We start from the raw sequence: 12,702 nt of genomic DNA on the forward strand, positions 1-12,702 counted from the left end.
CAGTTGCGGCAACTGGACGGTGCCGGCGCCAGGTCACGCACCGTCTGGAGATGGGACCCGCTTTTCGTAGGTCACAATGGAACTGACCGGAGTGCGGGGGACCCAGCCGTTGGCGGGACCGTCCGGGACACCGCCGGTCGCTACGGCCCAACTGCCGGCCTGCATGGCGTTGTCGTCTTCGGTCGTGGCGGTCAGTTGCGCGTACTGCTCCATGTTCTGGTTGAGCAGGTCCAGGCCCATCTGGACCGTGTTGAAGCCGGTCAACCACTGCCTGATGGCCTCAATGAACTTCGGCTCGGCCATGTCGCTCGACCACGAGGCGGTTAGCGCCTTGGTTGCGGCTACGACGTTCCGATAGCTGTCCTTGGCCTCGGTCTGGGCCTGCGCGAACGCCATGACCATGCCGGTGATGGTCGCCTGATCGGCGACGATCCCGTTGCTGGGGGTTGTCATGACTCTCCTTGTCTGTCATCCGGCGCGCGTCGCCGGAAGGCGGATGATGTGGCCGCGTGTACCGCGTCCGGCCGGTGGGTCGGGCCACGGCGGCGGATCGGTTGGGCAACCGGCGGCCTTACCCCCCTTCCGGCCGGGACCGTGCGCTCGCCGAGGAACCAGTACTCCCGGCGGGTGGTCAGGCAACGCCTGCGGTTAGTGAGCCAATTGGCGGTCACTCACCTTTGATCCGTCCGAGTGGGGCCATCGGCATTTGGACCCTCTGGGCCCTGCCGTACAGCAGGCCGTCCCCTGCAGCCCAACTGCCGGCCTGCACGGCGTTGTCGTCTTCGGTCGTGGTGGTCAGTCGCGCGTATTGCTCCATGTTCAGGTTGAGCATGTTCAGGCCGTGCTGGACCTTCTGGAAGCCGGCCAGCCACTGCTGGACGGCCTCAAGGAACCGATGCACGGCCACGTCGCTCTGCCACGAGTTTTGCAGCGTTATGCCTGCGGCTTGGACATTCGCGCTGCTGTTCTTGGCCTCGGTCTGGGCCTGGGCGAACGCCATGACCATGCCGGTGATGGTCGCCTCATCGGCGACGATCGGGAGTGTGATGCCTCGCGCGTCGTACCCGTACTGTTTCTCTGCCATGACTCTCCTTGTTCGTCATCCGGCGTGCCGTCGCCGGAAGGTGGGTGATGTGGCCGCGTGTACCGCGTCCGGCCGGTGGGTCGGGCTGCGGCGGCGGATCGGTTGGGCAACCGGCGGCCTTACCGCCCTTCCGGCGAGGAACCAGTGCCGGCCCGGCACTGGTTCCTCGGCGAGCGCACGGTCCCGGCCCGGCTGGCTCACAGCATGGCCTGGGCGATGGCGAGCCGCTGTCCGCAATCAGGTCACGCGATGCCTGCGGCTAGTGACTCATTTGACGCTCCTCGTAAACAGTTTTTTCCACCCAGCGCGGTTGCGCGGGGACGATCGGCATCGGCTGCCTGGGCGTGGGCGTGACCGGGGCGGGGCCATCTGGTGTGGCCCAGGCGCCGGCCTGCATGGCGTTGTCGTCTTCGGTCGTGGTGGTCAGTTGCGCGTATTGCTCCATGTTCAGGTTGAGCATGTTCAGGCCGGGCTGGACCTTCTGGAAGCCGGCCAGCCACTGGTTGACGGCCTCAAGGAACCGCAGCGAGGCCGCGTCGCTCACCCACTGGGCGGACAGAGTGCCCTGTGCGGCTGTGACGTTCCGATAGCTGTCGCTGGCCTCGGTCTGGGCCTGGGCGAACGCCATGACCATGCCGGTGATGGTCGCCTCATCGGCGGCGATCGGGAGTGTGATGCCTTGCGTGACGTACCCGTACTGTTTTTCTGCCATGACTTTCCTTGTTCGTCATTCGGGGCGCTGCCGGCGGAAGTCGGGTGATGTGGCCGCGTGTACCGCGTCCGGCCGATGGGTCGGGCCGCGGCGGCGGATCGGTTGGGCACCCGGTGGGCGGTCAGCCGTGACGCCGCCCGGTCGGGTCCGGTCTTGGGTTGTGCCACGCGGATGCGGCCAGCGGCTACGCCCGTCAGGTCACGCAATGCCTGCGGTTAGTGAGCCGGGTGACGGTCGAGTGGAGTCGGCGGCCATTGGACACGATTGCCGCTGACGAACTGGTGGTTGGGCGCTGTGGCCCAGCTGCCGGCCTGCATGGCGTTGTCGTCTTCGGTCGTGGTGGTCAGTTGCGCGTACTGCTCCATGCTCTGGCAGAGCTTGTTCAGGCCCTCCTGGACCTTCTGGAAGCCGGCCAGCCACTGGTTGACGGCCTCAAGGAACCTCTGCGCGGCCGAGTCGCTCTGCCACTGGGCCCGCAGAGTGCCCTGTGCCTCAACGACGTTCCGAAAGCTGTCGGCGGCCTCGGTCTGGGCCTGGGTGAACGCCATGACCATGCCGGTGATGGTCGCCTCGTCGGCCATCAGGCCGAACTCGCCGCCCACGACCCCTCTGTTGGGGGTTGCCATAATGACTCTCCTTGTCTGTCATCCGGCGGCTGTCGCCGAGAGGTCCGTGATGTGGTCGCGCCCGCCGCGTCCGTCCGGTGGTTCCGGCACCCGCTTTGGCGGCAGCAGCCGGGCCGGGACCGTGCATTCGCCGAGGAACCAGTACTCCCGGCCTGCGGTGACCTCCGGTCCGGCTCCGCCAGCGTCGCCGGAGCGGGTGCCGGAACCGAACCAGGTGGCCGGTGTCGCGGCACGATCCAGCAGCGCCTCCGCCTCGGGCGGCAGCACCACCACGTCGAGGGTCCGGTCCTGGTTGCGTCGCCGATCGGTGACCGACGTGACCGGGCCGAGGTCGACGGACAGGTACCCGAACGCGAGCAGCAGCGCGGTCCACGCGGTGTCCGGCTCGGGCAGCCCGCGGACCAGCGGAGCGACCGCGGTGAGGCACAGGTCCCCGGAGCGTGACAGGTGCTGCCAGCGCAGCAGGTCCACGCAGGCGACCAGCGTCGGCAGCGGGTCCGGGTCGGGGCAGGCGACCGGCGGCTGGCCGTCGACCGGCGGCAGCCAGCTCAGCTCGCTGTGCCCGCGTACCGCCGGTGCCGGCTTGACCAGCTCGGCCGCGCCGATGCCCAGCTGGGCCAGCAGCCAGTGGTGCACCCGCCCGGTACGCATCGCCGTGACCGCCCAGGTCCAGGAGGCCGGCTCCCCCCGCCACCCCGACGCCCCCGCGACCGGCGGGCCGGCCTCGGCCTGCGGGTCCGACGTGCGCGGCGGGTCCGACGTGAGCGGCGGGTCCGACGTGAGCGGCGGGTCCGACCCGGCCGGCTGGGGGGCGCCGGCGGCGTACAGGTCGCGCGGGTCGCGCAGGTAGTTGTGCCGCGCGCCCTCCAGCCACAATGCCAGCGCGGGATGCCCCGCCGGGGCGAGGATCACGTCGTTGAGGACGATCTCGTCGGTGAGCGCGTGCACCGTGAACCCGTGCGCCGACGCGGCGACCCGGTCGAACAGTTCCGGCAACCGGGCCGGCCCGTCGGCCTCCGGCGGCCCGTGCCACCGGCCACGGAACAGCCGGTACCCACCGTCCGCCGGGCCCTCGGCCCGCTCATCCGGCGGGCTGCCGGCCCGCTCATCCGGCGGGCTGCCGGCCCGCTCATCCGGCGGGCTGCCGGCCCGCTCGTCCGGCTGGAGCGCGCCGTCCGGGAGGAAGTGCAGGTCACCGTCGGCGTAGAGGCCGCCGAACCGGTGTACCACCTCGACCCGCAGGTGGTCGCTGGCCGCGGCGAAACCCTGCGGCAGCCCCCGGCTCAGCTCCAAAGCGTACGGGGTGTGCAGGGTCATCGGCGCGTTCGCGTGGAACAGTTCGGCCACGCTCACCAGGTGGATGCCGTGGGTGCTGGCCCAGGCCAGCAGGGCGCGTACCGGGGCCAGCGGATCGGGCCGGCCGGCCCGCGCGGGCGGGGTGGCGCGGGCCGCGTCGAAGCGGGCCCGCGGGATGTCCGTCCACAGCACGAAGTCGACCTGGCCGGCGTAGCTGTCGGCCGCTGCGCCGTAGTTGGCCCAGAAGCCGTTCGACTCGGGCAGCGGCCGGCCGAGCCAGATGCCGTGCACGATGTGCGGGATGGCGGTGGTGTCGGGCAGCGGCGGCGTGTGCTCCGGTTGGCCCCAGAGCCGGGCGGCGCCGTCGCGCCGGAACGTGCTGACCCGGCCCGCGTCGGCGGCCAGGGCCGCGGGCGCCAGTTCGGCGGCTCTCGGGGCCGGACGCGTCATGCTCACCCGCCGCAACAGCGGCGCGACCAGGTGCGGGGCGAGACGGCGGACATCGGTGCCGGCGAGGAACTCCGGTGCCGGCGGCAGCTGGCGGCAGCCGAAGATGTCGCCGCCGATCCAGTGGCGCGCCAGGTTCTCCTCGGCCGTCCAGGTGTACAGGCTGGGGTAGGTCATCCGGCGCAGCCAGGCCAGCAGCGCCATGTCGCACGGCCAGGTGGTCGGCGCCGCGGACGGCCCGGGCAGGCAGGCTGCGGCCCGCAGCCGCCGCGCCAGTTCCACCGCCGGCTCGGGCACTGCGGCCCGCTCGGCCCGCTCGGCCCGTTCGGCCGGCTCGGCCCGCTCAGCCGGCTCGGCCCGCTCAGCCGGCTCGGCGGTGCGGGCCGGTGGGGTGGGCGTACGACGGGGGCGGGTGGCGGTGCGGGTCATCGGCTGGCCTCGGTGGTTACCGCGGGCTCGGGTGCCAGAGCCGTCTGGATCAGCCGGCTGCCGCGCCGGGTGCACAGCAGCGCCCGGCCCGGGGGCAGCGGCCGCGGCTTGGTGCCACCCAGCAGCGGACCCTCCGTCCGCGGGCAGGACAGCGCCACGTCCGGAGTATTCAGTTCCTGGATGCGCCGCAGCAGCGGGTCCATCGACAGCCGCATCGCCCCGGCCGCAGCCCGCGCGACGACCACGTGCAGGCCGATGTCGCCGCCCTGGGGCAGCAACGGGATCAGGCCGGCCAGCGGATTGTCATGCCCGGCGAGCAATTCGTAGTCGTCGACCAGGACGTACAGCTCGGGGCCGGCCCACCAGTCGCGGGCACGCAGTTGCTCCGGGGTGATGTCGGAGTCGGGCACCCGCGGCTTGACGCCGGCCACCGCCTCAGCCGCGGTGTCCCGGGTGCTGTCCGGCGAGACCGAGTAGCCCAGCCGGTAAGCGGCCGGTACGTCGTCGAAGAGCTGCCGCCGGTAGTCGACGGCCATGATGCGCGCCTGGGCCGGGGTGTGGCTGGCGACGATCGCCCGGGCGATGACGCGCAGCAGGTTCGTCTTGCCACTCTCGCTGTCCCCCAGCACGGTCAGGTGCGGCATCGCCCGGAAGTCGTGCCACACCGGCGCGAGCTGGTCCTCGTCCACGCCGAGCGCGATGCGGGCGTCCTGCGGCGCCGGCAGCTCGGCCATCGGCAGCAAGGCCGGCAGGGTGCGTACCGCAGCGGCCCGTTCGCCGGTCCAGCTGTCCGCCACCGCGGACACCAGGTGTTCGGTGGCCGCGGCGATTCCCTCGGCCGACTGGACGCCGTCGATGCGCGGCAGCGCGCCGAGGAAGTGCAGCTTCGCGTCGGTCAGCCCGTGCCCCGGCCGGCGGGGCACCTGGGCCGCCGCGCGCAGGTCGATCCCGGACTCCACCGGGTCGCCCAGGCGCAGTTCGAGGCGGGTCCCGATCTTGTCCCGCATCGACATGTGCAGCTCCGACCAGCGGCCCATGGAGACCATCATGTGTACCCCGTAGTTCAGGCCGCGGGCCGCGATGTCCCGGGCCATCTCCTCGACCGGCTCGAACTCCTGACGCAGCACGAACCACCCGTCCACGACCAGGAACACGTCGCCGAACCGGTCCTCCGGGATGCGGCCGTCGGCCTGCGCCTGCCGGTAGGCGTCCCGGCCATGGATGCCCAGGTCCGCGCAGCGGCGTTCCCGCTCGACCAGGATCGAGCGGACCTCGGCCACCGTGCGGCCCACCCGCTCCGGTTCGTGCCGGCCGGCCACGCCGCCGATGTGCGGCAGGCCGGCCAACCCGGCCAGCGAACCGCCGCCGAAGTCGAGGCAGTAGAACTGCACCTGCCGCGGCGAGTGGGTCAGAGCCAGCCCGCACACCAGCGACCGCAGCAGGGTGCTCTTGCCGCTCTGCGGCCCGCCGGCCACGCCCACGTGCCCGCCGACCCCGGCCAGGTCCACCACGAGCAGGTCGCGTATCTGCTCGAACGGCTTGTCGATGAGACCGACCGGTACCTGCAGGTACGCCTGCTGGCCGGCGTCGATCGGACGCAGCCCGTGCTCGGGGTCGGGCAACAGCGGCGGCAGCACGTCGTCCAGGGTCGGCGCCTCCTCCAGCGGCGCCATCCACACCTGGTGTGCCGGCGGACCCTGGTCGACCAGCCGGTCCACCAGCGCGTGCAGCACGGTGGTGCCGGTGTCGACCGGCTCGTCCGGCGCCTGGTCCGCTGGCGGGCGCGGCATCGGGATGGCGGGTGCGGCGGCCCGGGCGGTGAACGGGACGACCTGGCTGGCGATCACCTCGCGGTGCAGCCTGGTGCCGCGTACCCGGTGCGGGCCGGACACGTACGCGGCCTTGAACCGGGTGATGCTGGTGACGCTGGAGCGCAGGTATCCGTTGCCCGGATCGCCCGGCAGCTCGTACGCGTCGGGCACGCCGATGACCGCCCGCGACTCCATCGCGGAGAAGGTACGCAGCCCGATGCGGTACGACAGGTGGCCCTCAAGCTGGTGAATGCGCCCGTCCTCCAGCCGCTGCGAGGCCAGCAGCAGGTGCACGGCGAGCGATCGGCCGAGCCGACCGATCATCACGAACAGTTGGATGAAGTCGGGGTTGGCCGCGATCAGCTCGCTGAACTCGTCCACCACCACGAACAGGGTGGGCAGCGGGTCGAGTTCGGCACCCTGGGCGCGGGCCTTCTCGTAGTCGCGCGCCGAGGTGAAGTTACCGGCCCGGCGCAGCAGCTCCTGCCGGCGTACCAGTTCCCCTTGCAGGGTGGTCTGCATCCGGTCGACCAGCGCGGCCTCGTCGGCCAGGTTGGTGATGAGCGCGGAGACGTGCGGCAGCCGGTCCAGCCCGACGAAGGTGGCGCCGCCCTTGAAGTCCACCAGCACGAAGTTGAGGGTCTCCGAGGAGTGGGTGGCCGCCAGGGCCAGTACCAGGGTGCGCAGCAGTTCGCTCTTACCCGACCCGGTGGCGCCGATGAGCATGCCGTGCGGCCCCATCCCGCCCTCGGCGGACTCCTTGATGTCCAGCTCGATGGGGGAGCCGTCGGCGGCCACCCCGATGGGTACCCGCAGCCGGTCGGCGGGCGTGCGGGCCTGCCACCGCTCGCGCGGGTCGAAGGTGTCCAGATCGGTGATGTCCAGCAGGTCGGGCAGGTCGAGGACGGCGCTGAGCCCACTGGCCGGCTGCTCGCCGGTGACCTTGGTGGCGTGCCGGGCCATGATCCGGGCCAGCGTCCGCAGCCGGGGCACATCCAGGTGGTCCGGTGCGGCGAGCCGGGTGCGCACCTCCCGGCCCACGTGGTCCTTCTCGATCATGTCCACGTCGGTGGCGGACACCTCCAGGTTGAGCACATTGTCCCCGTCGGCGAGGCCGCGGCCGTCGAAGTCGACGAGGACGGCGTTGCGGTACCCGGAGACGGTCAGCCGGGCGCCCGCCGGGATGACGCCGCCGTCGCAGACCACCACGACGAACGGTTCCTCACGGGACGGCTGGGCGTCGTCCTCGTACCGGGAACGGGCCGCGAACTCCGCACCCAGCAGCCGCTCCACCTCTTCCAGGGTGGCGCCGAACAGCCGTACCGGCCCGGCGGTGTCGACGTCGGTGGCATGCTTGGCGTGCGGCAGCCACTTGGCCCACTCCCACCGCGCGGCCTGCTCGGCGCCGATGCACAAAGCCAGCCGCAGCTCATCCGGGGCGTGGAAGGTGACCAACTGGGCGAGCATGGCACGCACCATGCCCAGCGCCACGTCCCGGTCGCCGCTGATCCGCACGTGCGCGAACCCGGGCAGGCACAGCGCGACGGGCTGGTCGGGCACCGTCGTGTACGCCTTGATGAACCGGCGCAACGCCTTGGCGCACACCGGTTCCAGGTCCTCCACCGGTTTGGTCTCCATCGGACTGATCCGCACCGCGAGCCGCTGGGCGCCGGTACCGACCCGGATCTCGCCGAAGTCCGGATGCGTCGGCCGGCGCTCCCACAGCCGGCTGGTCATCGCCAGCGACCACAGCGACTGCGGGTCGGGGTGCCGCCAGGCCAGCGCGGCCTGCTGTTCCGCCGCGTAATTGCGGACCTGCCCCCTGGTCTGGGACAGGTAGCGGAAGTAGTCGCGCCGGTCGCCGTTGATCTGCTGCTTGCGGTTGCCGGAGTGCATCGTCATTCCGAACACCGCCATGGCCAGCATGCCGCCGCCCATCATGACGAGCATCACGATGCCCATCGGGCCTCTGAACGAGTTACCCAGCATCATGAACATGAACCCGCCGGTCATCAGCAGGCTTGGCAGGATCATCCCGAGCGAGCGGAATCCAGCGTGCTGGACCTCCGGGACGACCGGCGGCTCCTGCAGGGTGATCTCGCCGTGCGGCAGCTCGGGTCCGTTGCGGCGGGCCGGCCGCCGGAAAGGTCTAGTGCTCACATCCATTACACGGCTGCGAGCCGGAAAGAGTTGACCGGTACCCGGGATCGATATCCGGGTACCCCGTCAACCGCCGATCAAGGGGCAGCGGGCGATCATAGCGACCGTCTCCTCAGGGGAGTTCCCGCCGACCTCGGGTCGCTGTACGAACGCTGCCTCTCCTGCAATACATCGGGACTGTCCACCGATGGGAGCACCATCGATGCCGGCAGCTCGGGCAGATTGACCTCGACAGCGTAGGGCGACCCGCCCACTCCTTCCGCAGGGACACCCGCGAAAGCCGGGCGGGTGAGCAGCAGCTTCAGGTCATCGTGGCCACGGTCACCGGTCCAGAACACGTCTTTCGTCGCTATCAACCGCTGGAATTGGTCGCCGTGCCTGATGATCTCGCCCGCTTCCACCGAAACGTTCGGCCGCCAGACGCCGTCACCGCGGTTGTGTTCGAACCGCAGCATCCAACGCCTCCCACTCGCTGACGTCGATGCCCCCAACTCTCCGATGAACAGCTTCTGCACGTCACCGGAGAACACGATCCGCTGTGCGAAGAGGGACTCCTTGCTCACCACCATGATCCGCCACGCACCGCTCAGACTCACTGCCGGCATTGTCAGGCACCTTCTCTCTTGACCACGTACACGTAAAGCAGGTCAGGCCGCGATGGCCGCCCGCACGTCGGCCGCGTACAACTGGCGCATCTCCTCGATGGTCGGTGCGGCGGCGCCGCGCAACCGGTTGGCCTGCTTGGTGATGGTGCGTTCGAGCAACTGGCGGGCGTACCGGCCGTTGCCGAAGGTCTCGTCCCGGGCGAGGCTGTCGAAGTGCTGGTACAGCAGGGGGATGCTGTCGTTGCTGAAGTCGAAGCCGCCGTCGCGGGCCAGCGTCTGCAAGATGGACACCAGCTCCGAGGCGGTGTACGACTCGAACGGGATCTGCCGGCTGAACCGGGAGGCCAGCCCCGCGTTGTTGGCCAGGAACCGGCGCATGTCCCCGGTGTACCCGGCCGCGATCACCACGATGTCGTCCCGATGGTCCTCCATCAGCTTCACCAGTGTGTCGATGGCTTCCCGACCGAAGTCGTTGCCCTGGCCGGTCAGCGCGTACGCCTCGTCGATGAACAGCACGCCGCCGCGCGCCCGGTTGAACACGTCGGTGGTCTTGACGGCGGTGTGCCCGACGTACTCGCCGACCAGGTCGGCCCGGGACACCTCGACGAGCTGGCCGGTGCGCAGCACACCCATCGCGCTGAGCAGTTGCCCGTACAGCCGGGCCACGCTGGTCTTGCCGGTGCCGGGCGGCCCGGCGAACACCAGGTGCCGCGAGATCGTGGGAGTGGGCAGACCGGCCCGGGCCCGGGCCTCGGTGGAGGCGATCAGGTCGATGACATCGGTCACCTCGCGCTTGACCGCGTCCAGGCCGACCATCGAGTTCAGCCGCCCGAGCAGGTCCTGGACGGCCTGCGCCACGCCGGCCGACTCCGACGGCCCGGCCGCCTGTTCGCCCAGGTCCTCGGGCAGCAGCCGGGCCAGTTCGAGGTCCGAGGCCTGCGGGGTGCTCGACAGCCGGTACGCCTGGCGCCCCAGCATGTCCTCGAAGACCTGCCGGGCCACCCGGGCGTTGCCGAAGGTCTCGTTGCGGGCCATGTCGCTGAAGTGGCGCACCAGGGCCTGCCGCGTCTCGTACTCGAGCGCGTAGTGGTGGGCGCGGCAGAGCCGCTCGACGATCTCGGCGAGTTCGTCGTCGGAGTAGCTGTCGAACTGGATGGTGCGGGCGAAGCGGGACTCCAGGCCCGGGTTGGCGGCCAGGAAGGTGCGCATGTTCGGGGTGTACCCGGCGACCACCACGACCACCTCGTCCCGGTGGTCCTCCATCAGCTTGACCAGGGTGTCGATGGCCTCCCGGCCGAAGTCGTGGCCGCCGCCGCCCCCGCCGGTCGAGAGCGTGTACGCCTCGTCGATGAACAGCACCCCGCCCAGGGCCTCCTCGAACCGGGCCGTGGTCTTCACCGCGGTGCCGCCGACGTGCTCGGCGACCAGGTCGCTGCGGGACACCTCGACCAGTTGCCCGCTGGCGAGCACCCCGAGGGAGGCCAGGATCCGGGCGAAGATGCGGGCCACAGTGGTCTTACCGGTGCCGGGCGGCCCGGCGAAGACCAGGTGCCGGGACATGGGCGGTACGTGCAGCCCGGCCTCCCGGCGACGCTTGGCGATCTGGTTGAGCCCGACCAGGGTGGCCACCTCGTGCTTGACCCCGGCCAGGCCGACCAGCCCGTCCAGTTCGCGCAGCAGCGCGGCCACCGGCCCGTCCGCTTCCCCGCCGCCACCCGGCGTCCCGGCACTCGGCAGCCCGTCATCGGGCGCGCCGGCACCGGGACCGGGACCGCCGTCGGCGGGTACCGCGGGACCGGGTGGCCCGACGCCGGACGGCGCGGGGCGCGGGGCGCGGGTGCCGGACGGGTTCCCGGGCGGGGCGACGCCCGGCCCGGCACCTCCGGTCGGGGCGGGAACGGATCCCGGGGCGCCGCCGGCCGCCGGGGCGTCCGGTCGCCCGGACCCGGGCACCGGAAGAGAAATCGGACGTCCATTGTGGCCGGTGTCGATGTCAGACAGTTCGACCGCGGCGGTCGGACTCGGCGCGTCCACGGCGACGCCGCCGTTGCCGCGCACCACCCCGCCGCGAAGCCGCACCGGCGCATCGGTCTCCACCACGACACCCGGGCCCTGGTTGCCCACGATCTCGCAGTCCGTCGCGGTGACGGAGCTGCCGGCGCCGGCCCGGATCCCCGGGCCACGGCTGCCGCTGATCCGGCTGCGGGACAGGGTGACCGCGCTGGGGCCACCGGTCACCACGCCCGCCCCGCCCGAGTCCTCCACCGCCACTGAGGACAGTGTGGGACGGGCGGTTCCGGCCACCTCCACGCCGACCCGACAGCCGGTGAGCCGGGAGTTGGACAGCACGGTGGCCGCGCTGTCGGCGAGCTTCGCCCCAGCGGCCCGTGCCCCAGTGACCTGGCCGTCGGAGAACCGGCCGGCACCGCCGGTCGCGTGCAGGCCGTACCGGACGCCCTCGATGGACAGGCTGCGCAGTTGCGGGGCGGCCTCCTGCTCGATCGCCACACCGATGGGGACGTCGCGTACCTCGACCCCGTCCAGCCGCGCCTCCGACCGACCGGTCAGGAACACGCCCGCGTCGGCGCAGGCCGCCACGGCTCCCCGGGTGAGGTGTGGCGCCGCCGCGTCGTTGACCACCACCCCGGCCGCGCCGCAGTCGCGCACCTCGCAGTTGGTCAGCCTCGGCCGGGAGGTGCCCCGGCAGTCGAGGCCGTGGCCGCGGGCCCGGATGATGAGCGTGTCGGAGAGCGCGGGCGCCGACTGCGCCATGGTGACCACGGCGTGCACCCGGGTGTCCAGGATCTCGCAGCGGTCCAGCACCGGGGCCGCCTCGTCGCTGGCCAGCAGCCCGACTTCGCCGCCGAGCACCGTGGTCCCGTCCAGGTACGGCCGGGCGGCCTGCTGCGCCACGACGGCGTACTGGCCGACCTCGTCGATGCGGCAGCTCTCCAGGCGCGGGGCGCTGGCGCCCACGGCCAGTAGCGCAGCCTCCGCGATCCCGGTGAGCGTGCAGTCCCGGAACACCGGGGCGCTCCGCCCGGACGCCAGGATCGCGTACTTGGCGATGTCGTGTACGCGCACGCCGGTGTACTCGCCCGCGCCGGCCTCGTGGGCGATGCCTGCCCCGCCGGAGTTACTGATCGCGCCGCCACGCATCGCCACGGCGCCGCCGCGCACGTGGATCGCGGCCGGCGCCGTGGCATCGATGGTGCACGCCTCCAGGCGAACCCGGCCGGCGGCCACCTGGAACAGCGGCATCCGCTCGTCGCCGCCGCGGATGGCGATGTCCTGGATCAGAATCTCGCCCCCGGCAGCCAGGATGGCCCCGCCCGGGGGTACCTCGATGGTGACGGTGCCCGGGCCGTCCTCGGCGACCAGGACGACATCCCGGCGGAACAGCGGCGCCTCGCGGTACACGCCAGGGCGTACCGCAACCGTGTCGCCGGGCGTCGCCGAGTCCAGGGCCCGGGAGATGTCGGTGAGGCAGCCGGTGTCCCTGGCCGACACCGACAGCACGCTGGTGGTCACG

At 71.8% G+C, this 12,702-nt stretch carries 8 protein-coding genes; all 8 read right to left on the minus strand.

The genetic code is table 11. The features are described 5' to 3' along the window. Positions 1-33: 33 nt before the first annotated feature. Positions 34-453 (minus strand): WXG100 family type VII secretion target, encoded by a 420-nt coding sequence (locus ACY34I_RS29520; RefSeq protein ID WP_462758325.1) that lies wholly within the window; start codon positions 451-453, stop codon positions 34-36. Between the two features lie 214 nt (positions 454-667). Continuing rightward, entirely contained in the window at positions 668-1,084 is a 417-nt protein-coding gene (locus ACY34I_RS29525) for a hypothetical protein (protein WP_462758327.1), read from the minus strand. Between the two features lie 259 nt (positions 1,085-1,343). Further along, entirely contained in the window at positions 1,344-1,796 is a 453-nt protein-coding gene (locus tag ACY34I_RS29530) for a WXG100 family type VII secretion target (protein ID WP_462758328.1), read from the minus strand. Positions 1,797-2,011: 215 nt separating this feature from the next. Next, complete coding sequence (locus tag ACY34I_RS29535; RefSeq protein ID WP_462758329.1) at positions 2,012-2,422, minus strand: WXG100 family type VII secretion target; 411 nt, start codon at positions 2,420-2,422, stop codon at positions 2,012-2,014. An 18-nt stretch (positions 2,423-2,440) separates the two neighbouring features. Beyond that, complete coding sequence (locus ACY34I_RS29540; protein WP_462758330.1) at positions 2,441-4,594, minus strand: hypothetical protein; 2,154 nt, start codon at positions 4,592-4,594, stop codon at positions 2,441-2,443. After that, the gene (eccCa, locus tag ACY34I_RS29545) at positions 4,591-8,565 is read right to left on the minus strand and encodes a type VII secretion protein EccCa (protein WP_462758331.1); all 3,975 of its coding nucleotides are present in this window, start codon (positions 8,563-8,565) and stop codon (positions 4,591-4,593) included. Before eccCa ends, ACY34I_RS29540 begins: the two co-directional genes overlap by 4 nt. 95 nt (positions 8,566-8,660) lie before the next feature. Beyond that, positions 8,661-9,161, minus strand: coding sequence for a hypothetical protein (locus tag ACY34I_RS29550; protein ID WP_462758333.1), 501 nt, complete (start codon positions 9,159-9,161; stop codon positions 8,661-8,663). A gap of 51 nt (positions 9,162-9,212) precedes the next feature. Beyond that, positions 9,213-12,701: a right-handed parallel beta-helix repeat-containing protein gene (locus ACY34I_RS29555; RefSeq protein ID WP_462758334.1), complete on the minus strand. Its 3,489-nt coding sequence runs from the start codon at positions 12,699-12,701 to the stop codon at positions 9,213-9,215. Position 12,702: the final 1 nt, after the last annotated feature.

This window comes from Micromonospora sp. RTBAU3-60, from assembly GCF_054963695.1.